The 26,604-nt window shown below is 70.4% G+C and carries 25 protein-coding genes and 1 pseudogene; 17 read left to right on the forward strand and 9 right to left on the reverse strand.

Annotated elements, in window-relative coordinates; all coding sequences use genetic code 11:
* Positions 1-112: 112 nt before the first annotated feature.
* The 3 genes from FHR32_RS40970 to FHR32_RS40980 are packed head-to-tail and all read left to right on the forward strand — an operon-like array spanning position 113 to position 2,059.
* The gene (locus FHR32_RS40970; RefSeq protein ID WP_246468645.1) at positions 113-472 is read left to right on the forward strand and encodes a YciI family protein; all 360 of its coding nucleotides are present in this window, start codon (positions 113-115) and stop codon (positions 470-472) included.
* A 7-nt stretch (positions 473-479) separates the two neighbouring features.
* The gene (locus FHR32_RS40975; protein ID WP_184759992.1) at positions 480-818 is read left to right on the forward strand and encodes a YciI family protein; all 339 of its coding nucleotides are present in this window, start codon (positions 480-482) and stop codon (positions 816-818) included.
* Positions 815-2,059 (forward strand): RNA polymerase sigma factor, encoded by a 1,245-nt coding sequence (locus FHR32_RS40980; protein WP_184759993.1) that lies wholly within the window; start codon positions 815-817, stop codon positions 2,057-2,059. The genes FHR32_RS40975 and FHR32_RS40980 overlap by 4 nt, the downstream gene beginning before the upstream one ends.
* A 122-nt stretch (positions 2,060-2,181) precedes the next feature.
* On the opposite strand, the gene FHR32_RS40985 is transcribed toward FHR32_RS40980, so the two are convergent.
* Positions 2,182-2,529, reverse strand: a complete 348-nt coding sequence (locus FHR32_RS40985; protein WP_184760099.1) for a hypothetical protein — start codon at positions 2,527-2,529, stop codon at positions 2,182-2,184.
* Between the two features lie 155 nt (positions 2,530-2,684).
* Here FHR32_RS40985 and FHR32_RS40990 point away from each other — a divergent pair, with 155 nt between their 5' ends.
* Positions 2,685-4,178 carry an MFS transporter gene (locus tag FHR32_RS40990; protein WP_184759994.1) on the forward strand — a complete coding sequence of 498 codons (1,494 nt, stop codon included), beginning with the start codon at positions 2,685-2,687 and terminating at the stop codon, positions 4,176-4,178.
* Between the two features lie 170 nt (positions 4,179-4,348).
* Here FHR32_RS40990 and FHR32_RS40995 read toward each other — a convergent pair.
* The 3 genes and pseudogenes from FHR32_RS40995 to FHR32_RS41005 form a co-directional block, all read right to left on the reverse strand.
* Positions 4,349-4,507, reverse strand: a pseudogene (locus tag FHR32_RS40995) (DUF4158 domain-containing protein); the annotation flags it as partial.
* Between the two features lie 10 nt (positions 4,508-4,517).
* Positions 4,518-4,814 (reverse strand): DUF6204 family protein, encoded by a 297-nt coding sequence (locus tag FHR32_RS41000; protein WP_184759995.1) that lies wholly within the window; start codon positions 4,812-4,814, stop codon positions 4,518-4,520.
* Positions 4,802-5,455, reverse strand: a complete 654-nt coding sequence (locus FHR32_RS41005; protein WP_184759996.1) for a TetR/AcrR family transcriptional regulator — start codon at positions 5,453-5,455, stop codon at positions 4,802-4,804. Before FHR32_RS41005 ends, FHR32_RS41000 begins: the two co-directional genes overlap by 13 nt.
* A gap of 74 nt (positions 5,456-5,529) precedes the next feature.
* Between FHR32_RS41005 and FHR32_RS41010 the strand changes: the two genes are divergently transcribed.
* Positions 5,530-6,468, forward strand: coding sequence for an ABC transporter ATP-binding protein (locus FHR32_RS41010; protein WP_184759997.1), 939 nt, complete (start codon positions 5,530-5,532; stop codon positions 6,466-6,468).
* A 172-nt stretch (positions 6,469-6,640) separates the two neighbouring features.
* A complete protein-coding gene (locus tag FHR32_RS41015; protein WP_184759998.1) occupies positions 6,641-8,056 on the forward strand; it encodes a WD40 repeat domain-containing serine/threonine protein kinase in 1,416 nt (471 codons plus the stop codon).
* A 66-nt stretch (positions 8,057-8,122) separates the two neighbouring features.
* Here FHR32_RS41015 and FHR32_RS41020 read toward each other — a convergent pair whose 3' ends face one another.
* The gene (locus tag FHR32_RS41020; RefSeq protein WP_184759999.1) at positions 8,123-8,290 is read right to left on the reverse strand and encodes a hypothetical protein; all 168 of its coding nucleotides are present in this window, start codon (positions 8,288-8,290) and stop codon (positions 8,123-8,125) included.
* Between the two features lie 59 nt (positions 8,291-8,349).
* Between FHR32_RS41020 and FHR32_RS41025 the strand changes: the two genes are divergently transcribed.
* Genes FHR32_RS41025 through FHR32_RS41035 form a run of 3 tightly spaced genes read left to right on the forward strand, consistent with a single transcriptional unit; the run spans position 8,350 to position 12,663 of the window.
* Complete coding sequence (locus FHR32_RS41025) at positions 8,350-9,465, forward strand: C39 family peptidase (protein ID WP_312882939.1); 1,116 nt, start codon at positions 8,350-8,352, stop codon at positions 9,463-9,465.
* A gap of 3 nt (positions 9,466-9,468) precedes the next feature.
* Positions 9,469-11,370 carry a dipeptidyl-peptidase 5 gene (locus FHR32_RS41030; protein ID WP_184760000.1) on the forward strand — a complete coding sequence of 634 codons (1,902 nt, stop codon included), beginning with the start codon at positions 9,469-9,471 and terminating at the stop codon, positions 11,368-11,370.
* 27 nt (positions 11,371-11,397) lie between these two features.
* Positions 11,398-12,663, forward strand: coding sequence for a M20/M25/M40 family metallo-hydrolase (locus tag FHR32_RS41035; protein ID WP_184760001.1), 1,266 nt, complete (start codon positions 11,398-11,400; stop codon positions 12,661-12,663).
* Positions 12,664-12,798: 135 nt separating this feature from the next.
* On the opposite strand, the gene FHR32_RS41040 is transcribed toward FHR32_RS41035, so the two are convergent.
* Positions 12,799-13,803 (reverse strand): ArsR/SmtB family transcription factor, encoded by a 1,005-nt coding sequence (locus FHR32_RS41040; RefSeq protein WP_184760002.1) that lies wholly within the window; start codon positions 13,801-13,803, stop codon positions 12,799-12,801.
* 77 nt (positions 13,804-13,880) lie between these two features.
* Here FHR32_RS41040 and FHR32_RS41045 point away from each other — a divergent pair, with 77 nt between their 5' ends.
* From FHR32_RS41045 to FHR32_RS41055, 3 genes are all read left to right on the forward strand, one after another.
* A complete protein-coding gene (locus FHR32_RS41045) occupies positions 13,881-15,089 on the forward strand; it encodes an MFS transporter (protein ID WP_246468615.1) in 1,209 nt (402 codons plus the stop codon).
* A gap of 267 nt (positions 15,090-15,356) precedes the next feature.
* Positions 15,357-15,677 carry a type II toxin-antitoxin system Phd/YefM family antitoxin gene (locus tag FHR32_RS41050; RefSeq protein ID WP_221466911.1) on the forward strand — a complete coding sequence of 107 codons (321 nt, stop codon included), beginning with the start codon at positions 15,357-15,359 and terminating at the stop codon, positions 15,675-15,677.
* Positions 15,674-16,099 carry a type II toxin-antitoxin system VapC family toxin gene (locus FHR32_RS41055; RefSeq protein ID WP_184760004.1) on the forward strand — a complete coding sequence of 142 codons (426 nt, stop codon included), beginning with the start codon at positions 15,674-15,676 and terminating at the stop codon, positions 16,097-16,099. The genes FHR32_RS41050 and FHR32_RS41055 overlap by 4 nt, the downstream gene beginning before the upstream one ends.
* Before the next feature lie 167 nt (positions 16,100-16,266).
* Here FHR32_RS41055 and FHR32_RS41060 read toward each other — a convergent pair whose 3' ends face one another.
* Positions 16,267-17,454: an ROK family transcriptional regulator gene (locus FHR32_RS41060; protein ID WP_184760005.1), complete on the reverse strand. Its 1,188-nt coding sequence runs from the start codon at positions 17,452-17,454 to the stop codon at positions 16,267-16,269.
* Positions 17,455-17,654: 200 nt separating this feature from the next.
* Between FHR32_RS41060 and FHR32_RS41065 the strand changes: the two genes are divergently transcribed.
* The 5 genes from FHR32_RS41065 to FHR32_RS41085 all read left to right on the forward strand — a co-directional run bounded on the left by FHR32_RS41065 (position 17,655) and on the right by FHR32_RS41085 (position 24,656).
* Entirely contained in the window at positions 17,655-18,872 is a 1,218-nt protein-coding gene (locus tag FHR32_RS41065) for a sugar ABC transporter substrate-binding protein (protein WP_184760006.1), read from the forward strand.
* A 138-nt stretch (positions 18,873-19,010) separates the two neighbouring features.
* Complete coding sequence (locus FHR32_RS41070) at positions 19,011-19,859, forward strand: carbohydrate ABC transporter permease (protein ID WP_184760007.1); 849 nt, start codon at positions 19,011-19,013, stop codon at positions 19,857-19,859.
* Complete coding sequence (locus FHR32_RS46475) at positions 19,856-20,704, forward strand: carbohydrate ABC transporter permease (RefSeq protein WP_184760008.1); 849 nt, start codon at positions 19,856-19,858, stop codon at positions 20,702-20,704. The genes FHR32_RS41070 and FHR32_RS46475 overlap by 4 nt, the downstream gene beginning before the upstream one ends.
* A gap of 37 nt (positions 20,705-20,741) precedes the next feature.
* Positions 20,742-22,802 (forward strand): beta-galactosidase, encoded by a 2,061-nt coding sequence (locus tag FHR32_RS41080; RefSeq protein WP_184760009.1) that lies wholly within the window; start codon positions 20,742-20,744, stop codon positions 22,800-22,802.
* Positions 22,803-22,868: 66 nt separating this feature from the next.
* The gene (locus FHR32_RS41085; RefSeq protein ID WP_312882940.1) at positions 22,869-24,656 is read left to right on the forward strand and encodes a DUF2264 domain-containing protein; all 1,788 of its coding nucleotides are present in this window, start codon (positions 22,869-22,871) and stop codon (positions 24,654-24,656) included.
* A 90-nt stretch (positions 24,657-24,746) separates the two neighbouring features.
* Here the strand turns inward: FHR32_RS41085 and FHR32_RS41090 are convergent, their stop codons facing one another.
* Together FHR32_RS41090 and FHR32_RS41095 are read right to left on the reverse strand one after the other, a co-directional pair.
* A complete protein-coding gene (locus tag FHR32_RS41090; RefSeq protein ID WP_184760010.1) occupies positions 24,747-25,637 on the reverse strand; it encodes an ABC transporter permease in 891 nt (296 codons plus the stop codon).
* A complete protein-coding gene (locus FHR32_RS41095; protein ID WP_184760011.1) occupies positions 25,630-26,553 on the reverse strand; it encodes an ABC transporter permease in 924 nt (307 codons plus the stop codon). Before FHR32_RS41095 ends, FHR32_RS41090 begins: the two co-directional genes overlap by 8 nt.
* Positions 26,554-26,604 lie beyond the last annotated feature (51 nt).

Raw genomic sequence — 26,604 nt, forward strand, 5'->3', positions numbered from 1 at the left:
GAAATTCTTGTGGTCCGGTACCGCAAGAATGCGGCACCTGCTCCGACTCCATGGTGAACGGCGCTTTTTGGGGGGCGCCGCCCGACCATTGAAGGAGACGACGTTGAAGTTCATGTTGATCATGCACAACAACCCGCAGATCTGGGACGCGCTGACCGCGGAGGAGCGCAACGAGGTGATGAGCGGCCACGGCCCGTTCATGGAGACCATCAAGAAGTCCGGGGAGATAATCAGCACCACCGCGCTGGCCGACCCGTCGCAGAGCGCCGTGGTCAGGGTCCGGGGCGGCGTCCCGGCGGTGACGGACGGGCCCTACCTTGAGGCCAAGGAGTACCTCGGCGGCTACTACCTGGTGGAATGCGACAGCCGGGAGCGCGCCCTGGAGCTGGCCGCGCTCATCCCGGACGCCGGCGTCGAGGGCCTCGGCATTGAGGTGCGGCCGGTGCTCTTCGCGGGCACGGCCGACGGCTGAGCACGCGGTGAAGTTCCTGCTGAGTCTCTACCTGAGCGCCGCGGCCCTACCCTGGGGAGGGCTCGACCATGAGGAGTTCCTGGCCACGGCCGGGCAAGCAGGGGAGCTGATCAGCGCTCACGTGTTCGCCGATCCGTCCATCAGCGCCGTCGTATGGGCTCGGGACGGCGTGGTAACTGTGACCGAGGGCCCGTACCTGCAGACCCCGGATCATGTCGCCGGCCAGTACGTGGTCGACTGCGAAAGCCGGGAACGCGCCGTGGAACTAGCCGCCCTGATACCGAGCGGTCAGATCAGCGGCGTGGAGGTGCGGCCGCTGATGGACTCGGCCGGGATGGAGATGTGAGCACGACCGAACGCCTCGGGGACCTGCTGCGCGAACTCGCGCCGCAGGTCCTCGGCCTGCTCCTGCGCCGCTATGGCGGATTCGAGGAGTGCGAGGACGCGGTCCAGGAGGCGCTGCTCGCCGCGGCGACGCAGTGGCCCGCCGACGGGGTTCCGGACAGCCCGCGTGCCTGGCTGATCACCGTTGCCTCCCGCCGCCTGGTCGACCAGGTACGCAGCGAGCAGGCGCGCCGCCGCCGGGAGGTCACCGCGGCGGTGCGGGAGGCGCCGGACGCCGCCGTCGCGCCGGCGCCCGGCGGGGAAAGCCCGGGCGACCAGGACGACACGCTCGCGCTGCTGTTCCTGTGCTGTCATCCGGCGCTGACGCCCGCCTCTCAGGTGGCGCTCACGCTGCGCGCCGTCGGCGGGCTCACTACCGCCGAGGTGGCGCGGGCATTCCTCGTGCCGGAGGCCACCATGGCGCCGCGGATCAGCCGTGCCAAGCAGCGGATAAAAGCCGTCGGTGCGTCGTTTGAGATGCCGAGCGTCCAGGAGCGGGCCAAACGGCTGGACGCCCTCCTGCATGTGCTCTACCTGATCTTCAACGAGGGCTACACCGCCAGTTCCGGACCCGACCTGCACCGCGGCGATCTCACCACAGAGGCGATCCGGCTCACCCGTATGGTGCACCGGTCCTTGCCGGATGACGGTGAAGTCGCCGGGCTTCTGGCACTGATGCTGTTGACCGACGCCCGCCATGCGGCTCGCACCGGCCCGGACGGCGTCCTCATACCGCTGGCCGAGCAGGACCGGAACCGGTGGGACGCCGCCATGATCGAAGAGGGCACCGCACTGGTCACCGGCGCCATGTCCTCCTCACCCCTCGGCCCTTACCAACTCCAGGCGGCGACCGCCGCGCTGCACGTCCAGGCACCGCGTGCTGAGGACACCGACTGGGAACAGATCCGCATCCTGTACGCAGTCCTCGGCCGGATCGCGCCGAACCCGATGGTCACGCTCAATCACGCCGTCGCGGTCGCGATGACCCGCGGGCCCCAGGCCGGACTCGAACTGCTGGAAAGCCTGGACAGCGACCCCCGGATCGCCCGTCACCACCGCCTCTACGCCGTCCGCGCCCACCTTCAAGAGCTGGCGGGCGAGTACGCCGCCGCACGAGAGAACTACCGGCTAGCGGCCCGGCGTACCACGAGCCTCCCCGAACAGCGCCACCTGCGGGACAGGGCAGGCAAGCTAGAGCGATAGCAACCGGCGAGAACGCGCCTGGTGGCTGCCGGCAGCGCCCCTCTCGCCCCACATCGCGAGCGGCTGGCCACCGCAGCAAGCCTCTACGAAGACCAGGACATGTACGTGATAAGGGCCTGTTATCACGTACATGAGCAGGTGGCGATCTTCTGCGACCAGGCGATCCCCGGCCTCGGCCGGTGCGCGACTCGGCTACGACCGCGCGCGCGTCCTGTTCGACCAGTACACAGGACTCGATCTCCACCAGCTCCGGCACAGCGCCGCCACCCATCTCGGCCCGCCACGCCGGACCCGCTGACCAGTTCCTTCTCCTCGTCGGTCAGCGCGTCCAGCACGGCCGGGTTGATGTGCAGGCTGATCAGGAACCGCATCTCGTACTCCTCGTGGTTCGCGAGCCCCGGCGGGGCTCTTCGACCGTTGGTCGGCGCCGCCGTCGTCGTCTTGACATCCCCCCGCCCGAACGTTCGCATGAGTTCTCGCCGTCGCATCGCCCGGACCGCGAGGTCGTCATTTGGTGACGCCCCACCGTGGCAGATGCGAGAGATGTCCGTCCGTACCGATGTCAAGAAGCTCTCGACCGCTCCGACCAACCGGTGAAACGTCGAGAGAACAAGGAGTTTCGGATATGCGAGTCAACCGGGCATGGCTGGGACTGGTCGTCCTCATGCTGCCGACATTGCTCGTCGCGATAGACACGACGGCGTTGCTCCTCGCGCTCCCACAGCTGAGCGCCGACCTGGGTGCCACCGGCGTCCAGCAGCTGTGGATCAGTGACGGCTACGGATTCATGGTGGCCGGCCTGGTCATCACGACGGGGACGCTCGGCGACCGGATCGGCCGCCGGCGGCTGCTGATGATCGGCGGAGCGGCGTTCGCGGTGCTGTCGGTCGTGGCCGCCTTCGCGGTCAGCCCGCTGATGCTGATCGTCGCGCGTGCGCTGCTGGGCGTCGCCGGCGCGACCCTGGCGCCGTCCACACTCGCCCTGATCACCAACATGTTCCGCGACGAACGGCAGCGCGGGCGGGCCATCGCGATCTGGGCGACCTGCCAGTTCACCGGCGGCGCGCTGGGGCCCGTACTCGCCGGGTTCCTGCTCCAGCACTTCTGGTGGGGATCGGTGTTCCTCGTCGCGGTGCCGGCGATGGCGTTGCTGCTGCTCGCCGGGCCGTTCCTGCTGCCGGAGTTCCGCAGCGACCAGGTCGGCCGGCTGGACCTGGCCAGTGTCGGGCTGTCACTCGTGGCGGTGCTCTCGATGGTCTACGGCGTCAAGCAGCTGACCGTCGAGAGCACGCCGGTCGTGCCGGCGGTGGCCCTCGTCGCCGGCGCGGCCGTCGGGTTCCTGTTCGTCCGCCGGCAGCTGCGGCTGGAGACGCCGCTGCTGGACCTGCGGCTGCTCCGCGACCGCCCGTTCACGGCCGTGATCGTCGGTCTGGTCTTCGCCGGTGTCGCCATGGCCGGCACGGGCCTGATGGTGACCCAGTACCTGCAGAACGTGCTGGGCTTCTCGCCGTTCGCGTCGGCGGTGCTGTTCGCACCCATGGGCCTGGGCGTGGCGGCCGGCACCATGGCCGCGCCGGTGCTGACCCGGTGGATGAAGCCGGCGACCGCGATCGCCGGCGGGCTGGCGGGGTCGGCGCTGGGCGGTCTGCTGCTGGCCGGCGTCGGCGGTGCGTACGCCCTGCCGCTGGTGATGGTCGGCATCACCGTACTGGCGCTGGGCACCGGCCCGCTGTTCGCGCTGGGCACCGGGCTGGTCGTCGGGTCCGTGCCGCCGGAGCGCGCCGGCTCGGCGGCGTCGATGTCGGAGACCGGCAACTACTTCGGCGGCTCGCTCGGCTTCGCGCTGCTCGGCGTGGTGGCCGCGGTGGTCTACCGCGGCCGGATGGACGGCACGTCCGACTCGCTGGCCGGTGCGGTCGCCGCCAGCCGGCACCTTCCCGCCGGCCAGGGCGCGGAACTGCTGCGCGCCGCGCGGGAGGCGTTCACCGCCGGCCTGCACGTGACCGGCGTCGTCGCTGCGGTCATCTTCGCCGGGCTGGCCGTACTGATCCTGACCATGCGCCCGGCGACCCGGACCACCCCGGCCGCACTCCCCGACTACGAGGCGACTCGCTCGTAGAACCCTGCCGAGGCCGACGTCATGGTCGTCATATCCGAACGCGGCACTCCATCGTCACCTCCACGCATGACGATCATGGCCGGCACCTAACTGTCCTGTGTCGGACTGCCCTGGGCCGTCGACCAGTACGACGCGGCCCAGGCTCCGGTCGGCTATGCCGCCGACCCCGCCAGCGTGGTGTAGCCGGGCAGCTCACAACGGGCGCGCACAAGCTCTTCCAATGCCACATTGATCAAGTCGGCGGGATTGTCCTTGGCCTGAACCGCCTTGCGGATCGCATCCTCAGCGATCTGACGGACCCTGGCCGGCTCGTACACCACCCGCAGCCGGTCCGGTGGTTCATCCCCGCCGGCCCTTCCGGCGGATCTTGATGTGGCGCATGTCCGTCACCGCGACGCGGAGAACCCGGTACGGGTGGCCGTGCGCGTCCAGTGCCGCGATCGCCCCCCGGGTGGCCTCGTTCTCGCCGTCGTCCGGGCCCGCGGGCACCTGACAGCGGAAGGTGAACGCCGAAAGGCTCCCGTCGTGGGTGAAGGTTCCCGCCTCGGTGAAGGCGGCGCCGCCCGCCGCCAGGACGGCGGCGGCGCCGGCCTCGCTCAGCCCGTCGAACGTGCCGGAGACGATCACTCTGAACATGGTCGGTCCTTCCTTGTGGCGTAGGTGAGAATGCGTTCGCCGAGCAGGTCTTCGATGACGTCCAGGAGATCCAGCACGGCCTCGGCGATGGCGTCGGGCCTCTCCCCCGCCGCGGTGCGCTTGCCGATCTCGGCGAAGACCAGCGAGTGGAGGCAGCCGAGCTGGTAGGCCACCACCCCGGGCAGCAGGTCGTCGGGCGCGGCCCCGGTCTCCTCGGCGAGCACGACGGCGAGCGCCTCGGTCATCTGACTGCCGAGGTCTCCCAACCGGGCGGTGAGCGTGGGGGCGGCCCGCATCATCTCGAAGACGCGGCCGAACCCTGCGGTCAGCCCCAGCTTGCGGTCGCGATGGCGCACCTCCTCGCGCAGCCGGGTCAGCACCGCCCGTGCGGCGGACTCGCCGACCGGACGGTGCCGCACGATGTCGGCGAGCCGCTGCGGGGACGCCTCGTCCGGCGGCAGGACGAGGTCCTCCTTGGCCTGGAAGTAGTTGTAGATGGTGTTCACGGACACCTCCGCCGCCGCGGCGACCTCGGCGATCGTGACGTGCTCGAAGCCCCGCTGCACGAACAGGCCGATGGCCACCTCGGAGATGCGCTGCCGTGTCTGCCGCTTCTTGCGTTCCCGTAGCCCCTCGGTCATGGGAAGAAGTTTAACCACACTCCAAAAGTTAAGTCGATTGCAATTTTGCAGTGCACTGTGTTTTTATCTGGGGCATGTCTTCACCAGCCATCCGCACCCGGGGCCTCACCCGGACGTTCCAGCTCAAGAACGGTCCCGTGCACGCCGTCCGCGGGATCGACCTGACCGTCGACCGCGGCGAGATCCTCGGCTTCCTGGGCCCCAACGGCGCGGGCAAGACCACGACTCTGCACATGCTCGTCACCCTCCTGCCGCCCAGCGGAGGCCAGGCCGAGATCGCCGGACACGACCTGCTCCACGACCCGGTGGGCGTGCGGCGCAGGATCGGATACGTGGCCCAGCCAGGCGGCCTGGACCCCGCCTGTGCCGTACGCGAAGAGCTGATCACCCAGGGCCGGCTGCACCGGCTGCCCACGACGGCGGCGCGGGAACGTGCCGAGGAACTCGCCACCGACCTCGGACTGCTGGATCTGATGGACCGCCCCACCGCCGCGCTCTCCGGCGGCCAGCGCCGCCGGCTTGAGATCGCGCTCGGCATGGTCAACCGGCCCGAGGTGCTCTTCCTCGACGAGCCGACCACCGGGCTGGACCCCGGGAGCCGCGCCGAGCTGTGGGACCTGGTCCGGCGCATCCGCACCGAGCACGGCACCACGGTCTTCCTCACCACCCACTATCTGGACGAGGCCGACGCGCTCGCCGCGGCGCTGTCCGCCCTTTCCTATGGGCTGGCCATGAACGTCGCGACGCCACCGGAGTTCGCCGCCATCGCCAACACGGCGGGGATGCCGCTCATGCTGCTGTCCGGCCTGCTGCTGCCGATGAGCCTCGCCCCCGGCTGGCTGGACGGCGCCTCCCGAGTCATCCCGTTCCGCTACACGGTCGACGCCGTGCGCCAGGTGTTCCAGGGCCACTACGCCAACGGCACCGTCGCCGTCGGTGCCGCCGTCACCCTAGCCCTGGCGGCCCTCTGCCTGCTCGGCGGCGCACGCCTCTTCAACCGCGCGAGAGCCTGAGGCCGCCGGGTGAGCGGCCCCAGCCCTCCCCTCGGCCTCGATCCTCCCGTCCCCGCGGCCCTCGCCCTCCTGTCCCCGGGAAACGGGCGGTGGCCGCTCACCTCACGGGCCCGAGGTTCGAGGTCGGACCCGGCGTGCGTTTCGTGATCTAGGTAGATTACCGTGCTGAACCATGACCGAGGCGGGCGGGAAGCTATTCAACGGGCGATACCGGCTCATCGAGCCGATCGGCATCGGCGGCATGGGCAAGGTCTGGCGAGGCCGTGACGAGCTGCTCGACCGCGACGTCGCGGTCAAGGAGATCCTGTTCCCGCACAGCATGCCCCTCTCCGAACGGAAGGTGCTGGGGCAGCGGGCGATGCGCGAGGCCCGCTCGGCGGCCCGGCTGAACCACCCCGGGATCGTGACCGTCCACGACGTCATCACCTGCGACGACGCTCCGATCATCGTGATGGAGTTCATCGACGGCTCCTCCCTGGCGCAGGTGATCGAACGGGAGGAACGCCTGGCGCCGGCCGAGGTGGCGCGGATCGGCGCCATGATGCTGGAGGCGCTGGGCGAGGCGCACGCGGCCGGGATCGTGCACCGCGACCTGAAACCCGCCAACGTGCTGCTGACGGGCAACCGGGTGATCATCACCGACTTCGGGATCGCCAGCCTGGCCGGGGACGTCGCGTTGACCGCCTCGGGAGTGCTGATCGGCACCCCGGCGTTCATGGCCCCCGAGCAGGTTGACAACCTGCCGGTCACCGCCGCCGGCGACCTGTGGTCGCTGGGGGCCACCCTGTACGCCGCGGTCGAGGGGCGCCCGCCGTACACCGGAACCAACCTCATGGCGGTGCTGGCCGCCATGATCGCCCGCGAGCCCGACCCGCCCGTCCACGCCGGGTCGCTGGCCCCGATCCTGACCGGGTTGCTGCGCAAGGATCCCGCCGAGCGCCTGGACACCGAGCAGGCCTCCCTGGCGCTGGCCGCCGTCACCGCGGCTCAGGACGGGCAACCGCCCCTTCATACGGCCCCCTCCCGGCCCTGGGCCCCGCCTTCGGCCTCGAAGGCGTCGGCATGGCCCGCGTCCGAGCGGCCACATGACGGGCAGCTCGGTGATCTGGACACGGCCACCCGCCGGCACCGCTTCAGCCCGCCAGAGGGTCCCGGCCAGGGGCGGAACGGAGATGCCCCCGCGTCCGCGCAACCTGCCGCCGCCCGGGGGATCCGCTCCCTGTCCCGGCGCCGGGTCCTGCTTCTGGCCGGACTCGGCGCCATGGCCGCCGCCGGTGTCCCGGCCGCCGTCGCTCTCACCCGCGGCCCGGAGTCCTCCCTGTCCCGCCCCGGGCAGTGGACCCTGGCCGCCACCCTGACCGGTCACACCTGGGATGTCGAAGCGGTGGCGTTCAGCCCGGACGGGACGACCCTGGCCAGCAGCGACCGTGAGGGGACGCTGCGGTTGTGGGACGTGACCGCCCGGAAGCCGCTCGTCACCCTGACCGGCCATACCGCGGGTGTTCACGCGGTGGCCTTCAGCCCGGACGGGACGACCCTGGCCAGCGGCGGCGAGGACAAGGTCGTACGGCTGTGGCGGACCGGATGACCGTCATTCGCCCCGGCCCCCGCCGTGGCGAATCCGGAAGGGCCGGGGTGATGTCAACGCCGGAGTTCAGGCGGTCTTGGGTGTGGCGCGCATGCCGATGTACACGCACGGGGTGCCGTCGGTCATCGCGGCAGGCGGGCCCGTCGTCACCACGGAGGACACGTGGATCACCGCCCCGCTTCCCCTGCCGTGCGTCGACGGCAGGGGGCCGCCACCGGAGCTGCGTGATCCCATATTTCGGATACGTAAACCGTCCGATGTGCCACTTCTAGTCTGAAACCACAATCAAGCAGGTGGTCACCCCGACGCCTGCCGATCCGAGCCTCGTCGTCCTCCACCGGTGGACGGACCTGAACCCGAGCGAGAGCGGGCTGGCCGACTACCACGATCCGTTCGGCACTGCCAGGACCTGGGAGTACGCCCGCTGGACCGGCGAGGAGAGGGCCATCGGGTTCTCCGCGACCGAGCTCGTGCCGTCATGGACGGCGAGCACCCCGCCGGGGACCTGGCTGGAGGTCGCGCTGCAGGCCCGCACCGTCTCCGGCGACCTCACCAAGTGGTACGTGATGGGCCGCTGGGCCGAGAGCGACCACGACGTCCACCGGACCTCGCTGCCCGGTCAGGGCGACGAGGACGGCGACGTCGCGGTGGACACCTACGTGGCCACCACGCCGGTCGTCGCCTACCGGCTCAGGTTCACGCTGTACGGCACGGGCGCGCGGGTCCACCGGGCCGGGGTGATGGCCTCGGCGGTGCCCTCGCTGCCGGCGGTGCCGGTGAGTCCACCCGGAGAGGCCCGGGGCATCGAGCTGGACGTGCCGCGGCGGTCGCAGAAGGTCCACGCGGGACACTTCCCCGAGTGGGACGGCGGCGGGGAGAACTGGTGCGCTCCTGCCTCGATGAGCATGGTGCTCGCCTACTGGGGGCGCGGCCCTCAGCCGGACGACCTGTCCTGGGTCACGCCGGGAGACCCGTGCCCGGCCGTGGACCACGCCGCCCGGGACATGTACGACCACAGCTACCAGGGCACCGGGAACTGGCCGTTCGGCGTGGCCTACGTCGGCCGGTACGGCCTGGAGGGATTCGTCACCCGGCTGCGCTCGCTCACCGAGCTGGAGCGCCTGGTCCACGCCGGAATCCCGGTGGCCACCTCGCAGTCGTTCCGTGACCACGAGCTGCCCGGTTCGGGATACTCCACCGGCGGCCACATCATGGTCGTCATCGGCTTCACCGCGGATGGTGATGTCATCGCCAACGACCCCGCCGCGCCGGACGACGACACGGTGCGGCGGGTCTATCCTCGGACCGCGTTCGAGAACGTATGGCTCCGAAGGTCCGGCAGCGGGGGGATCGTGCACATCGTCCACCCGCCCGGCTTTGTCCTGCCCCCTTCCGACGGCAACTGGTGATCCATGCTGAACGACTCTCCCATCCGCCCCGTCGACGTTGCCAGGGTGGACGACCGTCCGCTCTGGGTGGAGATCTGCGGGGAGGAGGTGTGGTGGGACGAACCTCGTCCGCACGAGGGCGGACGCAGGTGTGTGGTCCGGCGCGGGCCGGACGGCGTGCCCCGTGACGCGCTTCCCCCGGGCTGGAACTCCCGTAACCGCCTCATCGAGTACGGCGGGCGCTCCTGGCGACCGCTGCCCGGCGGCGGGGTCGTGTTCACCAACTGGTCCGACCAGCGGATCTACCGGTACGACGGGCACGCGGAGCCCGTCCCCCTCACCCCGGACGACGGTGCCCGCTACGGCGACCTCTACCTGCCGCCGGGGCGCGACGAGGTCTGGGCCGTCCGCGAGATCCACCTCGCGGAGCCGCAGCCCGGCGCACCCGGTGCGCGGATCGACCCCCGCCGGGACCTGGTCGCGGTCCCGCTGGACGGCGGGGCGGTGCGGGTCATCACCGCGGCCCAGCACTTCCTGACCAACCCCCGCCTCTCCCCCGACGGGACGCACGTCGCCTGGATCGGCTGGAACCACCCGGCCATGCCGTGGGACGGCACCGAGCTGTGCGTGGCCTCCCTGGACGCGGCCGGGTCGGCCGGGCAGTACCGGGTCGTCGCCGGTGGCCCCGAGGAGTCGGTGATCCAGGCCGAGTGGCGCGACGACGGCGCGCTCTACGCGCTCACCGACCCGGACGGCTGGTGGAACCTGCACCTGGTCCCCCTCGACGGCTCGCCCGCCCGCAACCTGGCCCCGCTGCGGGAGGAGTGCGGCGACGCGATCTGGCGGCTCGGCAACACCTGGTTCGCGCTCGCGGGCGACAAGATCGTCATGGTGCACGGCACCCCGGCCCGCCGCCGCCTCGGCCTGCTGGACCCGGCCACCGGCGAGATCACCGATCTCGACGCCCCGCCCACCTACTGGAACCCGACGGTCTCGGTCGGCGGGGACCTGGTGGCGGGCGTGGGCGCCTCGCCGTACACGCCGTTCGAGGTCGTCACGGTGGACCTGCGCACCGGCGCGCACGCCGTCCTGTCGGCGGAGAAGGATCTGCCCGACCGAGACGCGCTGCCCGTCCCGGAGGCGGTGACCTTCGACGGCGTGCACGCGCATCTCTACCCCCCGCGCGGCGTCACCGGCCCCGCCCCTTACGTGATCTTCGTCCACGGCGGGCCGACCAGCGCGAGCACGATGGTCCTCGACGTGGAGATCGCCTACTTCACCAGCCGGGGCATCGGCGTGGCCGACGTGAACTACGGCGGTTCCACCGGGTACGGCCGCGCCTACCGGGAGCGGCTGCGCCACCAGTGGGGCGTGGTCGACGTGCGCGACTCCGAGACCGTGGCGCGCGGCCTGATCGCCTCGGGGAAGGCGGACGCCTCGAAGGTCGCGATCCGCGGCGGCAGCGCGGGTGGCTGGACGTCGGTGGCCGCGCTGGTGCACAGCACGGTGTTCCGCGGCGCGGTGGCCAACTACGCGATCACCGACCCGGAGGGCTGGGCCGCGGAGACGCACGACTTCGAGTCACGCTACCTGGACGGTCTGATCGGCCCGCTTCCGGAGACCCGGCAGCGCTACCTGGACCGTTCGCCCACCATGCACGCCGCGGACGCGTCCGGTCCGGCCCTGCTCATGCACGGCCTGGAGGACGCGATCGTCGACCCGGTCCAGGCGGAGCGGTTCGTCGCGGCGCTGGAGCGCGAGGGCACACCGTGGGCCTACCTGACCTTCCCCGGCGAGCAGCACGGCTGGCGCCGTGAGGAGACCATCGTCGCCGCGCTGGAGGCCGAGCTCGCCTTCTACGGTCTGATCTTCGGGTTTCCGACGCCAGAGGTGCCGCCCCTGGTCCTCAAGGGTAAGCACCAGTAAATCCATATTTTCGGGGAGTCCTTTTCCATGAACGAGGTCGCGCAGATCTGCTCTGACCTGATCAGGTTCGACACCACCAATCCCGGCTCGGGCGAGCGCCCGGCGGCCGAACACGTCGCCGAACTGCTGTCCGACGCCGGGATCGAGCCGGTGGTCTTCGAGTCGGCGGCACGCCGCACCAGCGTGGTCGCCCGGATCCCGGGCGACTCGCCCGAGGCTCTGCTGATCCACGGCCACCTGGACGTGGTGCCCGCCCAGCCCGCCGACTGGCAGGTCCATCCGTTCTCCGGAGAGATCGCCGACGGCTGTGTCTGGGGCCGGGGCGCGGTGGACATGAAGGGCACCGTGTCGATGACGCTCGCCCTGGTCCGCGACTGGGCACGGCGCGGCGTGCGCCCGAAGCGGGACATCGTGCTGGCCTTCCTCGCGGACGAGGAGGCGACCGGCGAGTACGGCTCGCGGTACGCGGCGCAGCGGCACCGGGAGCTGTTCGACGGCTGCACCGAGGCGATCAGCGAGTCCGGCGGCTACAGCGTGCAGAGCTCGGACGCGCGGATCTACCCGGTCGCGGTGGGCGAGCGGGGAACCGCCTGGATGAAGCTCACCGCGACCGGCGTCGCGGGCCACGGCTCCCGCCCGCCGAAGGACAACGCCGTGGCCGAGCTGTGCCACGCCCTGTCCAGGATCGCCTCCTACCAGTGGCCGGTACGGCTGACGCCCGGAGTGGCGGCGCTGATCACCGGCCTCGGGGACATCCTCGGCGAGCCGATCGACCTCGACCGCCTGGAGGAGGAGGCCGACCGGCTGGGTTCGGTGGGCGCGCTGTTCAAGGCGCAGATCCGCAACTCGGCGAACCCGACGATGCTGGAGGCCGGCTACAAGGTCAACGTGGTCCCCGGCACCGCCACCGCCCATGTGGACGGCCGCTTCCTGCCGGGCTACCGGGAGGAGTTCCTGGAGACCATCGACCGCCTGCTCGGCCCGAAGGTCACCCGCGAGTTCGTCAACATCGAGGACGCCCCCTCCGCGCCACTGGACGCGCCGTTCTTCGGCCGGCTCTGCGACGCGCTCATCGCCGAGGACCCGGCCGCGCGGCCGGTGCCGTACGTGATGTCCGGCGGCACCGACGCCAAGTCCTTCGCCGACCTCGGCATCAAGGGCTACGGCTTCGCCCCCCTGATGCTCAGCCCCGACCTGGACTACTACGGCATGTTCCACGGCGTGGACGAGCGCGTCCCGGTCGAGGGCCTGGAGTTCGGCGTCCGCGTCCTGGACCGCCTCCTGACCGCCTGACCACCCCACCCCACCGCATCCGGCCGGAAGACCCGACAGCACCTCCGGCCGGATGCGGCACGTCACCCGGCCAGGACTCCCCCGAACCGAAACCCCGTGCCGAAGAAAGCTCCCGAAGAAGTCCGCGCACACTCATCAATCCACTCGCGGCCGGGTAGGTGTCCCGCTCAGGGACGCCCCAAGAGCAGTCGTCACATACAGGACGTTGCGCCCGGATCGCTCGCGTGCGACCAGTCCGCTCTCACGCAGCACGCCGAGGTGTTGTGACACCGCGCTGGGCGTGACACCGAGCGCACGAGCCAGGTCCGTCGTCGTCGCCGGGGACCGTAGTGCCTCCAGCAGTTCGGCCCGCGCCCGACCGAGCAACCGGACCGCGCTACCCGCAGGCGCCTGCGTCCCCGCGGTCCACAGCGCCCCGACGCCCCGTGCCGGATATCGCACCGTGGTCTGCGTGGAGGTGCTCTGCTTGATCAGCACGTAGGGCGAGCCTAGAACGACGGGGATGAGGACCAGCCCACCCGGACCGCGGTTCACGACGCGCTCGGCCTGCCAGCGCGCTCCCCCCAGCATCAGCCGACCATCGCACCAGCGCAGGTCCGGGTGCAGGTCGGTGAACAACCTCATCGCACCGCCCGCGGCCAACTGCTTGGCGCGATAGATGACGTCCGCATCGAGTACGGCCCGGATCCGTGACCAGTGCGGCGCGATGAGCCGGTCATGTGCCGCACGCAGTTCCGCGGCGATCGCCCGCAGGCCTGCCACCGGCTGCGCGGCGAGCGCGGCGACGGCGTCAGGAGGGTCTTCGCCGAACACGCGCCGGAGGCTGGCCCGCACCTGAAGAGCAGTCGTCCTCTGCAAGGCTGCCAGGTCGTCCTCGATGGATGCCCCTGCGCCGAGAGGAGCGGGTACGAGGAACTCCGGCCAGCTCGGTCGGTCGCTCATGAGCAGCGGCAAGGTATGTGAGAGGTCGAGTGGCTGTCTGGCGAGTTCGTCCGCCGCCCACCGCAGCCACCGCAGGTTGAGCGGGTGCCGATCGATATCACCCAGCTGCTGCAGGCCGGCCACTGTCTCAGACAGCGGTGAGATCGCGAATCGCGTCGCCGCCAGCTCGGCCACGCCGAGATCGATCGTCAAGGCCATGGATTCACTATGTAGCAATGGCCTAAATGATGTCGTGACAGCGCCCGGCACCCGAAGATCCCGGCATGAGGCAGGACATGACGCAGACCGACGCCGAGCCACGCTTGTCTCCGGTCTACTGGCGGTTGTGGTGGGCGACGGGTATCAACACCGTCGGTGACGGGGCGTTCGCCGCGGCCGTTCCACTGCTGGCCGTCACGATCACGCGCGACCCGCGGCTCGTATCGGTCGTATCCGCAGCGACGTACCTGCCGTGGTTGCTGCTGTCGCTCCCCGCCGGTGCGCTCGTCGACCGGTACGACCGCGTCGGCCTCATGTGGCGCTCGCAGGCGATCCAGGCAGTGATCGTCAGCGTCATCGCGGTCCTTGCCGCGTTCGGTCACATCGGCATCCCGGTGCTCGCGATCATGGCCTTCGGGCTGGGGGCGTGCGAGATCGTTTTCGCCAACGCAGCGCAGGCGATCTTGCCGGATATCGTCGCCGACCCCCTGCTGCACAGGGCGAACGGCCACCAGCAGACGATCACAGCGATCGGCTACCAGTTCCTGGGACCACCGATCGGCAGCCTGCTCTTCGCGGTCGCCGTGGCGCTGCCGTTCGGGATGGACGCCGGCTCGTTCGCCCTGTCCGCCGCGCTGCTGGCGACACTGCCCAGGCGTAGGCGCCGGCGGATCGAGCACCCGCCGATGCGCATGGCGATCGCGGACGGCCTGCGCTGGCTGGCCCGTCACCGACTGCTGCGCACCCTCGCGGTCCTGCTCGGTGTCAACACCTTCTGCGGCCAACTCGGTAACGTCACACTCGTCCTGCTGGCAACCCGGACGCTGCACCTCGACGCGCGCGGTTACGGCCTGCTGCTCGCCGGCGCCGCGATCGGCAGCCTGCTCGGCGGCCTGGTCAGTGCGCGCGTCGTCAACAGAGTCGGCGCACTTCCCGCTCTCCTCACCGCGCTCGCCACGAACGTCGTCGTCTTCGTCGGGATCGGGCTGAGCCCGAACGCGATCGTGCTCGGCGCTCTGCTGGCCGTCAACGGCTTCGTCATAACGCTCTGGAGCATCGTGACCGTCAGCCTCCGGCAGCAGATCGTGCCGTCCGAGATGCTCGGCCGGGTGAACAGCGTCTACAAAATGTTGGGCTGGGGACTGATCCCGCTCGGAGCACTGACCGGCGGACTGGTGGCGCACGCGTTCGGGTTGCGTGCGCCCTACCCTGTCGCGGGTGTGCTGCGAGGAATCGTCTTGCTGGTCGCGATGCCCGTACTGATCCGTGCCATGCGTGACCGATGATCGCGCCCGCTGGCTCGTTGAAGTAAAGATCCCGCCTCCTGGCCGCCTGACCGTCCTACCCCACCCGTCCGGCCGGAAGACCCGACAGGACCTCCGGCCGGACGGGGCACGTAACCAGGCCGGAACTCCCCGTACCGAAGAGAACTCCCGAGAAACCGGCACAAGCGCTTATGGACCCACGCCAAGTGAGACGTCTAGGCCTTGCCAGCTGAGCTGATTGTGCTACTAGGTAGCACCAGGAAGCACAATCAGCGTTAGAGTTGATCCATGAGCATGCCGGAACCCTGCTCTCCGGAGCAGATCTCCCAACGCGATCTGCGCAATCGGTCAGCGGAGATCATGGACGCCCTCGAACGGGGCGAACGATTCGAAGTCACGCGTAACGGCCACCACATCGGCGACCTGGTGCCCATCCGCCGGCGGCGGCGCGCTGTCTCCCGCGCGGAGTTCGCGGCCATGTCCCGCGGCATGCCCCAGTTGGACGACCGGAAGTTCCGTGCCGACCTGGACCGGTACGCCAACGACGACCTCTATGACCCCTACGACCGTGCCTACGGCAGAGGCGAGTTTGCCGAGAACCAGCCGTGACCCATCCGCAGGGACTGCTCGACACCAACATCTTGATCTTGCGGGCGGATATCGACCCGGACGAACTCCCGGACGAAATGATGATCAGCGCGATCACGACCGCGGAACTGTCGGTCGGAGTGCTGGTGGCAACCGGCCCCCAGGAACTCGCCCAGCGTATGAAGATCTTGCAAGGCGTCGAAGCCGAGTTCGACCCGTTGCCCTTCGACGAGAGCGCCGCGCGTGAGTACGGCCAACTCTGGGTCTCCGTCATCGCGGCGGGACGCAAGCCTCGCCCACGGACCGCGGATCTGATGATCGCCTGCGTTGCCATGGCGAACCGGCTGCCTCTTTACACCTGCAACCCTGCAGACTTCAAGGGCCTCGATCACCTCCTCACCGTGGTCCCGGTGACCCGTCCCATGCTCGGACCTTCACCGTGACGGCGATGTGCCACTCCGTGGTGGACTGACGCGGCGCCCTTCACCTCATCGGCGGGGGTCCCGTTCCGATCGTCACGGCTTCTGCTTGAGCGCGAGGTCGAGCGGCTTTCGGGTCTCTCCCCCGAAGGAAGACCGGGCGGCTCGACGACGCGGCCCGTCGGCAGGGTTCAGCCGGTGGCGGGGATCTGCGCGGTGGGACGGGAGCTCAGGAACCTCTCCAGGACGAGGGTGGCGGCCCCCAGCGCGACGGCGTCGGGACCGAGGTGACCCAGCACGATGGAGGTGGCGGCGTACGGCTGTGCCAGGGAGTTGTCCGCCGAGGCGGCGCGGATGTCGGCGAGCAGGTGCCCGCCGAGGAGAAGACCGGCCCAGCCGCCGATGACGATCCGCTCGGGATTGATCAGGTTGATCAGGTTGGACAGGCCGACGCCCAGGTAGGTGGCGGTCTCCTCAAGCACCGGTGACCCGGATTCGAGCAGTCGGGCCAGCTCGGCCTGCCAGTCGGCCGTCTGCGTGGCGATCCCGGCACGGTCGAGGATGGCCTCGGCGCCGACGTAGGCCTCCAGGCAGCCGCGCCCGCCGCACCGGCAGGCCCGGCCGTTCACGACGATCTTGGTGTGTCCCCACTCGCCGGCGCTGCTGCTCACGCCCCGGAAGGTCGTCCCGTCGGTGACGACGGTGGCCCCGACCCCCGAGCCGATGAGCACGATGACCGCGTCACCGGCACCGCGCCCCGCGCCGAACCAGAGCTCGGCCTGGCCCATCGTCTTGGCGCCGTTGTCGACGAACACCGGGAACGCGGTGCCGGCGCGCATCAGGGCACCGAGGGGGACGCCGTCCCAGCCGAAGGTCTTGGCGTGGACGAGCACGTCGCCGCCGCGCTCCACGATGCCGGGGACGCCGACTCCCACGCCGAGCACCTGCGCGGCGGACACCCCGCCGTCGGCGAGCACGACGTCGATGCCCGCGAGGATGTGCCGGACCACCAACTCGATGTCGTGCCTGGCCGGGCGGAGGGCGTACTCGACCTTGGCCTTCTCGTTCATCGCCAGGTCGAACAGCTCGACGCGCACGTGTGTGTCGGCCACGTCGACGCCGATCGCGTAACCGTAGAAGGGGTTGACCCGGAGGATCACGCGGGGGCGTCCGCCGTCGGACTCGACGTGGCCGGCCTCGACGACGACGTTGTCGGCGAGCAGGTCACCGGTCATGCTGCTGACCGTCGCGGCGCTCAGCCCGGTGAGCCTGGTCAGCTCGTTCCGGCTGGCGGGCCCGTTGAAGTACAGCGTACGTAGCAGCATGGACTGGTTGCCCTTCCGGACATCCCGGACCGTCCTGCGCTCAGGCCTCGCCATGATCAATCTCCCCTACTTTCACGACAATGTTAGTTCAAACCTTGAATTCATCAATCCATCGCACGGAGTGCCGGTAACCCGCTACCGGCCGATGGTCGCGCCACCACGACGGCTGCGTTACCAAAGCGTTTCCTCCGAGGGCTGAACTTTTTTCGCGTCTTACATTATCGTCCGTTCAACCCCCTATGAGGAGTCAGGAAATGATCAGGAGAGTCACAGGGACGGCGGCCGGCGTGGCGCTGCTCATCGGACTTGCCGCGTGCGGCGGCGGCTCCGATAAGGCCGCGGAGGCCAAGACGCTGACTTACTGGATGTTCCAGGACCGCACACCGCAGGCCGGAGAGGTCGTCGAGAAGCTCCGCACCGACTTCGAGAAGGCCAACGGCGTCACGGTGAAGATCGTCAAGATCCCCAAGGACGACTACAACACCAAGCTCGGCAGCGCCATCGCCAGCGGGAGCGTCCCGGACGTCGGCATCCTCGACCAGCCGCTCGTGTCCCGGTACGCGCTGGACGGCACGATCAAGGAGATGCCCGCGGGCACCGTGGACGAGAAGGCCTACTACGAGGGGGCGCTGAACACCAACCGGGTGAACGACAAGCTCTACGGCCTGCCCGTGGACCACACCGCGGTCGCCCTGTTCTACAACAAGAAGTTCGTCCCGGCACCGCCCAAGACCTGGGACGAGCTCAAGCAGATGACCGCGAAGATCCATCAGGACGATCCGAAGACCGCCGGCATGGTGGTGCCCAAGGGCGACGGCTACGGCGCCTGGATGTGGCCGGGCATCGTCGCGGGCGCCGGCGGCTCCCTCGTGGACGAGAAGGACAAGAAGATCCTCTTCGACCAGCAGCCCGGGGTCGACGCGCTGCAGCTCTGGGTGGACCTGCTCCCCTCCTCGCCCAGGGCGATCACCGACTCGGACAAGGCATTCGAGAACGGCCTGGCCGGCATGATGATCTCCGGCCCGTGGGACGTCGCCAACATCAAGGACCAGTTCCCCGACCTGCAGTTCGGCACCGCGCCCCTGCCGTACAAGACCCAGCCGGCCGGCAACATCGGCGGCGAGAACGCGGTGGTCTTCACCAAGGGCAAGAACGCCGACCTGGCCTGGAAGTGGCTCGCCTACCTGACCAACTCCGACAACAACACCAAGCTGTCCCAGGCCCTCGGCGGCTTCCCGACCAACATCGCGGCGGCCGAGAGGGACGCCGCGACCTTCGGGCCCGACCAGGCCGCGTTCCTGGAGCAGCTCAAGGTCGCCCAGGCCCGGCCGGCCCTGCCGCAGTGGATCCAGATCAACGACGAGATCATCGCTCCCGCCATCGAGTCGGCGCTGAGCGGCAAGGTCACCTCACAGCAGGCGCTGAGCGACGCGGCGGCCAAGACCCGCGCCCTGCTCGGCTGGACCGGCTGACGCGGAGGCGAGGCGGACGTGGCATCTCCGGTGCCGGCCGACAGGCCCACCGCGACGCCCGAGCCCGGGAGGCGGCGCCGCCTTCCGGGCCTCGGGGGGCGCGACCACGTCATCGGGTGGCTCTTGATCGCTCCCGCGATGGCGTACTTCATCATCTTCCTGCTCTATCCGGCGCTGTCGGCGCTCTACTACAGCTTCACCGACTGGGACCTGCGCACCGACGCCGCCTGGGTGGGGCTGGCCAACTACGCCGACCTGATCTTCGACGACGTCAAATACCCGCACTTCTGGAAGTCGGTGCAGGTCACCCTCCAGTACACCCTGATCGCGGTGCCGCTGACCCTGGGGACCGCGCTGGCCCAGGCCCTGCTCCTCAACGCGATCCGCCGGGGCTCCAACGTGTTCCGGCTGCTGCTGTTCCTGCCCGTGGTCACCGCCGAGGCGGCCGTCGGCGCCATCTGGCGGTGGCTCTACGACCCGCAGTACGGGCTGGTCAACAGCTTCCTCGGCCTGTTCGGCATCCCCGGGCAGAACTGGCTCAACACTCCCGAGCTGGTCATCCCGGCGCTGGCGTTCATCGCCGCCTGGCAGTGCGGCATCTCCATGATCATCTATCTGGCGGGGCTGAAGGGCATCCCCGACTCGATCCGCGAGGCGGCGATCATCGACGGTGCCACCCCGGTCCAGCGGTTCTGGAGGGTCGTGTTCCCGATGCTGCGGCCCACCACCTTCTACCTGCTGGTCACCGGTGTGATCGCGGCGCTGCAGGTGTTCGGCCTGGTCTACGTGATCTTCTCCGGCGGCGGCGGCAAGAGCGTCACCGGCGGACCGGAGCAGTCAGGCCTGACCTACGTCCTGCACCTCTACCTGTTCGCCTTCCGCTACGACGCGATGGGCGCGGCCTGCGCGATGTCGTTCATCCTGTTCGTCTTCATCATGATCATCACTGCCCTCCAGTTCAAGTTCGTCAAGCAGGAGGCGTCGTGAGGACATCGAAGAAGGTACGGCTCACGCCCATCTACGTCGCCCTGGTGCTGCTGGCGGCGGTCTCGGTCGTCCCGTTCGTCTGGATGCTGGCCACCTCGTTCAAGCACGGCTCCGACGTCTACACCAAGGTGCCCAGCCTGCTGCCGCTGGACCGCAAGACCGGCGACTGGTCGCCGACCCTGGAGAACTACGACCACGTCCTGCAGGTCGGCGGGCTCGGCCAGGCGTTCCTCAACAGCGTCTGGGTCTGCCTGGTCCTGGTGCCGGCCAAGCTCCTGATCGACGCGCTGGCCGCCTACTCCTTCGCCCGCATCCCCTTCCCGGGGCGCGACAAGCTGTTCGTCCTGATGCTCGCCGGCATGATGGTGCCGACCATCACCCTGCTGGTGCCGCGCATCCACGTCACCCAGCAGCTCGGCATGTTCGACTCCGGGTGGGGCCTGATCATTCCCAACGTGGCCTCCGTCCTGGACATCTTCCTGCTCCGGCAGTTCTTCCTCTCGCTGCCGGGCGAGCTGGAGGAGGCGGCGCGGATCGACGGCGCCGGGCGGATGCAGATCTTCTGGCGGATCATCCTGCCGCTGTCCAAACCGGTGCTCGCGGTCGTCACGATCACCAGCTTCATCTTCCACTGGAACGACCTGGTCTGGCCGCTGGTGGTCCTCAACGACCCCGAGCTCTACACGCTGCCGCTCGCCCTGCAGCAGCTGGCCAGCAGCGAATCCGGGCGTGCCTACTACATCATGGCGGGCGCCGCCCTGGCGGTCGTGCCCGTGATCGTGGTTCTGCTGATCTTCCAGCGCCGCATCATGCAGGGCATCGCCTTCACCGGTCTCAAGAGCTGACCCCCTACGGCGCGAGCCGTAACTGACGATTGGAAGTGTGAGCGTGACCATCGAGGTCCGCAACGGAGTCACCGTCGTCGACGGCGAGCCCCGGGTGCTCGTCAGCGCCGACTACCCCTATTACCGGGACGACCCGGGAGTCTGGGCCGACCGGCTCCGGGCGATGCGCGACGAGCTGGGTGTCGAGGTGATCAGCAGCTACATCCCGTGGCGGCACCACCAGCCCGACGCCGCGACGGCGCCGGACTTCACCGGCAGCGGCCACCCCGGCAGGGACGTCGTCGGCTTCCTCGACCTGTGTCACGGGCTCGGGCTGAAGGTCATCGCCAAGCCCGGCCCGTTCATCCACGCGGAGACGACCTACGGCGGCCTGCCCGACTGGGTCTGCCCCTCCGCGGACGGGGAGATCGAGCCGCTGCTCGACGCGGCGGGCGAGCCCTCGCGCTGGGCGGACTCGGCCACACACCTGCCGGGCAGGCCGCTCCCCGCCCCGCTGGGGGCGGCGTTCCTGTCCAAGGTCACCCGGTGGCTGTCCGCCGTCGGCAAGGAGGTGCTGGACGCGGCGGCCCATCCGGACGGCCCGGTGATCATGATGCAGATCGCCAACGAGGGCATCTACACCAACGGCGCGCGGTCGCTGTCGGCCTACGACTACAGCCCCTCGGGGCTGGCGTTCTTCCGCGAGCGCCTCCTGGCGTGGTACGGCTCGATCGAGGAGTACAACCGCACCCACGCGACGGACCACCGGCGATGGGACGAGGTCGAGCCGCCCCGCGCCTGGACGGGGGCCGTGCGGCCGGAGGAGATGCAGGGCCACGCCGACTGGGGCCGGTTCCACGCCGACTACCTCGCCGAGGTCTACCTCCGCTGGAGCGCGGCCGTGGACTGCCGGGTCCCCGTGGTGGTCAACCTGAACCCGCCGACGGTCGAGGAGCTGGACGACTGGCTGGCCCGGGTGCGCCCCGAGAAGTGGGGGGACATCTCCTACGGTTTCACCAACTGGATGGGCGTGGTCTCGGCGGACCCCGACGCCCAGGCCCGATACGTGATCGCCGCCAAACGGGCCCCCGGCCCCAACCTGGAGGAGAACTGGGGCTTCTCGGAGCTCTACGACCGCGCCTACGCCGACGCGACCACCAGCTACCACCAGACCCTGCTCGCCCTCGCCGCCGGAGCCACCGGGTTCAACGTCTACACCGGGGCCGCCACCTCCGGCTGGTCACCCGACCTGGACGCGGCCTACACCATGCCCTACCCGGACAGCGCGCCCATCGCCGCCGACGGCTCCGCCGGCGCGAAGGCCCCCGTCGTCCGCGTGCTGGCGGACTTCTTCGCCCTGCACGGCGTGGAGTTCCTGGAGTGCGCACCCGTCAGGAGCGAGGCCTTCGGGCTGTATCTGCCCTATGCCGGGATCGCCGCCTGGTCCGGCGCGGAGGAGTCCGGGGCGCCCCGGTGCGGCACCGCCCTGCGCGCCTTCCACGACCGGATGCGTCGGGCGGGCCGTGACTACGCCGTCGTCGAACTGGAGAGCGCCACGCCCGACGGGCTGGCCGCCCACGAGACGCTGACCGTCCCCGGCGGGCCGTTCATGCACCGCCACGTCCAGGACCTGCTGGCCGGACATCTCGCGGCCGGTGGCCGGATCGTGCTGGACGGCCCCGCGCCCGGCCTCGACGAGGACCTGCGCCCGTGCGACGTGCTCGCCCGGGCCCTCGGCCGCGCCGCCGGCCGTACCGCGTCCCCGGCGGCCGTCCCGGACGCCGGTCCGGTCCGGGTGACGCGCGGCGCGGCGGACGCGTTCCTGCGGGTCCATCCCGGACGCGACGTCCAGTATCTGACGATCCTCGTGCAGAGCGAGAACGACGGGCCCGTCAGGGTGGAGACCCCGTACGGCGTCTTCGAGACGGACGGCGCGCGGGGCGGGGCGGCCGTGGCGCGGCTGGCCGACGGCGCCCTGGACGACGCCGTCGTCAAGGGGCTCAACGGTTTTCTCGACTCGGCCGTACCCGCGTGGATCACCTTCGGCGGCCGGGAGCTACGGGCGGACCGCCCCGCCGACCTGGCCCGCGTCGACGGGAAGGTGCGCCTGCTCGGGTGAGGCTGGGCCTCCTCCGGTTTTTTTTGGCGGTAAAAGTAACTATTTACAAGAAGGGGGAATCGGCCTGTGCCGTACGACCGCGAGGACATGGGCCGACTTGTGCGCGAGCTGACCGGGCCGCTGGTCGCCCACCTCAGTCCCGGGCGCGCGCGCCTGCGGCTCGGGACCAACGCCGCCCACTACCCCGACGCGGCCGCCGAGCTTGAGGCGTTCGCCCGTCCGCTGTGGGGGCTGGGACCGCTGGCGGCGGGCGGCGGGACGTTCGAGCACTGGGAGCTGTGGCGCCGGGGGCTGGCGTCCGGCACCGATCCCGGACATGAGGAGTTCTGGGGGGCGGTGACCGACTTCGACCAGCGGCTGGTGGAGACCGCCGCGATCGGCCTGGCGCTCGCCCTCGCGCCCGAGGTCGTATGGGACCCGTTGAGCGGCCGGGAGCGGGACAACCTCGCGGCCTGGCTGCTCCACGCACTCACCGTCGAGGCCGTCGACAGCAACTGGCACTTCTTCCCCGTCATGGTGGGGCTCGGCCTGGAGCGCGTCGGCGTCGGCTTCGACCCCGCGCCCAACGCCGCCCGGCTGGAGCGCCTGGAATCCTTCGCGCTCGGCGGGGGCTGGTACGGCGACGGCCCCACCGCCCAGCGCGACTACTACATCCCGTTCGCGATGCACTACTACGGCCTGATCTACGCCGCCCTGGCCGGAGACCGCGATCCCGGCCGCGCCGAACGTCTCCGCGAGCGGGCGGCGGCCTTCGCCCTCGACTTCCAGCACTGGTTCGCCTCGGACGGGGCCGCCGTGCCCTTCGGCCGGAGCCTGACCTACCGCTTCGCCCAGGGGGCGTTCTGGGGCGCGCTCGCCTTCGCCGACGTCGAGGCCCTGCCCTGGGGGACGGTCAAGGGCCACCTGATGCGGCACCTGCGCTGGTGGCGGGGGCGGCCGATCCGCGACTCCGCCGGGCTGCTCACGCTGGGCTACGGCTACAACCAGCCCCTGCTCACCGAGCAGTACAACGCCCCCGGCTCCCCCTACTGGGCGCTGAAGGCCTTCCTGCCGCTGGCGCTGCCCGCCGAACACCCCCTCTGGACCGCGGAGGAGGAGGCCGCACCGGACCTGCCGGCGGTCGCCACCCAGCCGGAGGCGGGCGTCGCGCTGATGCGGTGCGAGGAGGGCAGGCAGGTGGTCATGCTGAGCGCGCAGCAGTACAACACCTGGGCACGCCACGGCGCGGCGAAGTACACCAAGTTCGCCTACTCCACCTTCTTCGGGTTCAGCGTGCCGAGCGGCTCCCGGGGGCTCGACCAGGGCGCGTTCGACAGCACCCTCGCGGTGAGCGACGACGGCGTGCACTGGCGGCCGTGCGAGGTGCCGCGGGACTCCACGGCGCACGACGGCCTGCTCCACAGCCACTGGGCGCCGTGGCCGGACGTGGAGATCGAGACCTGGCTGGTCGCCCGGCCTCCGTGGCACGTGCGGGTGCACCGCGTCCGCGCGGAACGCGGGTTCTTCTCCGCCGAGGGCGCCTTCGCGGTGAACCGCGATACGCCCCCGCGCCGCTCCGCCGAGGGGCCGGGCCACGCCCGCCTCGACTCCCCCTCGGGGCTGTGCGTGATCGAGGACCTCACCGGCGTGCGGGCCGGGCGGCTCGTGCACGCCCTGCCCGGCACCAACGTGCTCGCCCCGCGCACGGTGATCCCCACGCTGACCGGCGAGCACGGACCGGGCGAGCACTGGCTGGCCTGCGCGGTGCTGGGCCTGACGGAATCCCCGCCGGACGCGGAGTGGCCGGAGCCGCCCGGCTGGGGGACCGTCTCGGAGCTCCTGCCCGGCGGCCACACCTGCGGCCTTCGCGAGTGATGGGCGCGGCCGGGGCGGGTGGCCACCGCCCCGGCCGCGATGCCGGAAATCCCGGAGGTCCCCCGCTCCCGGCTGCCGGGGCGGGCCGGTTCAGCGCAGCTTGGGGTCCAGGGCGTCGCGGACGACGTCGCCCAGGAGCAGGAAGCTGAGCACCGTCGCGGTGAGGAAGAACGCCGGGAAGACGAGCAGGTGGGGATACTCGGCGAAGTACGTCTGGGCGTCGTTGAGCTGCCGGCCCCAGGAGACCTCCGGATACTGCAGGCCGACGCCCAGGTAGTCGAGGGTGGCCTCGCCGCCGATGACGTTGCCCACGTTGAGCATGGCCACCACGAAGACCGGCGCGATCGCGTTGGGCAGGATGTGCTTGAACATGATCCGCAGATCGCCCGCCCCGAGCATCCGGGCGGCGGCCACGAAGTCCATGTCGCGGACCGCGATCACCTGGGCGCGCATGAGACGGGTCATCGTGGTCCAGCCCAGCATGACCAGCACCAGGGTCATCGCCCAGACGCCGTGGTCGGGGAAGGCGACCAGGATCACGGTCGCGCCCAGGACGAACGGGATGCCGAAGAACACGTCCGTGAGGCGGGAGACGACCGCGTCCAGCCAGCCGCCGTAGTAGCCGGCGAGCAGGCCGAGCACGACCGAGATGAGCAGGGCGAAGACCGTCACCGCGATGCCGATCATGACGGAGGCCCGGGTGCCGTGCACGATCTGCGACCAGTATTCGCAGCCCTGCAGGTCGTAGCCGAACGCCGCGCCGTCGCCCGGCCCCTTCTTCGACATCCGCAGGTTGCAGCCCTCGTTCGGGCCCAGCCCGGCGAACAGCCCGGGCAGCAGGGCCATCGCGAGGGCGACCACGAGGATCACCATCGAGACCCAGAAGATCACCCGGTGACGGAGCTCCAGCCAGGCGTCGTGCCACAGGGACCCGGGCCGGGCCGAGACCGCCTCGGCCTCCACGGTCTGCGTCTCAACCACGGCTGATCCTCGGGTCGAGCACGCCGTACAGGAGGTCGACGAGCAGGTTGACCACGATGAAGATCATCACGAGCATGGTGACGATGCCCACGACGACGGGCCCCTCCTGGAGCTGGATGGACTGGAAGACCTGCTGGCCGATGCCCGGCAGGTTGAAGATGCCCTCGGTGACGACCGCGCCGGCCATGAGGTTGCCGAAGTCCACGCCGAGGAAGGTGACCACCGGGATCAGCGAGTTGCGCAGCGCGTGCCGGCCGATCACCCGTCTCCGGCGCAGACCCTTGGCGCGCGCCGTACGGACGTAGTCGGCCCGCATGTTCTCGATGAGGCTGGTGCGGGTCAGCCGGGCCACGTACGCCAGGCCGAACGAGCCGAGCACCATGCCGGGCAGCAGGTAGCTGACCGGCCATCCCTCGTCCACGCCCGCGGTGGGGAACAGCGAGAGGTTCAGGCCCAGCATGATCTGCGCGGTGTAACCGACGACGAAGACCGGGACCGCGATGACGAAGGTGGTCCCGGCCAGCACCGCCGTGTCGGCGATCCCGCCGCGGCGCAGTCCCGCGATCACGCCGAGGCCGATGCCGACCACGAGCTCGAAGATCCAGGCGGTGACGGCGAGCTGGGCGGTGACGGCCCAGCGCCCCTGGAGCAGCTCGCTGACCGGCTGTCCGGTGAAGGTCTGCCCCAGGTCGCCCTGGACGGCGTGCAGCATGTAGAGGCCGTACTGGACGATCAGCGGGTCGTTGAGGTGGTAGCGCTCCCGGAGCGTGTGCAGGACCTCGTCGGGCAGGGGCTTGTCACCCGCCAGGGCCAGGATCGGGTCGCCGGGCAGGGCGAAGACCATCGCGTAGATCAGGAACGTGGTGGCGAAGAAGACCGGGACCGCCTGGAGCAGCCGGTGGAGCGCGTACCTCACGTCCCCCCCTCACGGGGAGACCCCGGAGCGGCGCGCTCCGGGGTCACGTGT

The sequence above is a fragment of the Streptosporangium album genome (assembly GCF_014203795.1).
Classification (GTDB): Bacteria; Actinomycetota; Actinomycetes; order Streptosporangiales; family Streptosporangiaceae; genus Streptosporangium; species Streptosporangium album.

Coding starts and splice junctions, on each gene's coding strand:
- FHR32_RS40970 (WP_246468645.1), top strand. CDS start 113: ATGTTGATCATGCACAACAACCCGCAGATCTGGGACGCGCTGACCGCG.
- FHR32_RS40985 (WP_184760099.1), bottom strand. CDS start 2,529: ATGCGAACGTTCGGGCGGGGGGATGTCAAGACGACGACGGCGGCGCCG.
- FHR32_RS40990 (WP_184759994.1), top strand. CDS start 2,685: ATGCGAGTCAACCGGGCATGGCTGGGACTGGTCGTCCTCATGCTGCCG.
- FHR32_RS41000 (WP_184759995.1), bottom strand. CDS start 4,814: ATGTTCAGAGTGATCGTCTCCGGCACGTTCGACGGGCTGAGCGAGGCC.
- FHR32_RS41005 (WP_184759996.1), bottom strand. CDS start 5,455: ATGACCGAGGGGCTACGGGAACGCAAGAAGCGGCAGACACGGCAGCGC.
- FHR32_RS41010 (WP_184759997.1), top strand. CDS start 5,530: ATGTCTTCACCAGCCATCCGCACCCGGGGCCTCACCCGGACGTTCCAG.
- FHR32_RS41015 (WP_184759998.1), top strand. CDS start 6,641: ATGACCGAGGCGGGCGGGAAGCTATTCAACGGGCGATACCGGCTCATC.
- FHR32_RS41020 (WP_184759999.1), bottom strand. CDS start 8,290: ATGGGATCACGCAGCTCCGGTGGCGGCCCCCTGCCGTCGACGCACGGC.
- FHR32_RS41030 (WP_184760000.1), top strand. CDS start 9,469: ATGCTGAACGACTCTCCCATCCGCCCCGTCGACGTTGCCAGGGTGGAC.
- FHR32_RS41035 (WP_184760001.1), top strand. CDS start 11,398: ATGAACGAGGTCGCGCAGATCTGCTCTGACCTGATCAGGTTCGACACC.
- FHR32_RS41040 (WP_184760002.1), bottom strand. CDS start 13,803: ATGGCCTTGACGATCGATCTCGGCGTGGCCGAGCTGGCGGCGACGCGA.
- FHR32_RS41045 (WP_246468615.1), top strand. CDS start 13,881: ATGACGCAGACCGACGCCGAGCCACGCTTGTCTCCGGTCTACTGGCGG.
- FHR32_RS41050 (WP_221466911.1), top strand. CDS start 15,357: ATGAGCATGCCGGAACCCTGCTCTCCGGAGCAGATCTCCCAACGCGAT.
- FHR32_RS41060 (WP_184760005.1), bottom strand. CDS start 17,454: ATGGCGAGGCCTGAGCGCAGGACGGTCCGGGATGTCCGGAAGGGCAAC.
- FHR32_RS41065 (WP_184760006.1), top strand. CDS start 17,655: ATGATCAGGAGAGTCACAGGGACGGCGGCCGGCGTGGCGCTGCTCATC.
- FHR32_RS41070 (WP_184760007.1), top strand. CDS start 19,011: ATGGCGTACTTCATCATCTTCCTGCTCTATCCGGCGCTGTCGGCGCTC.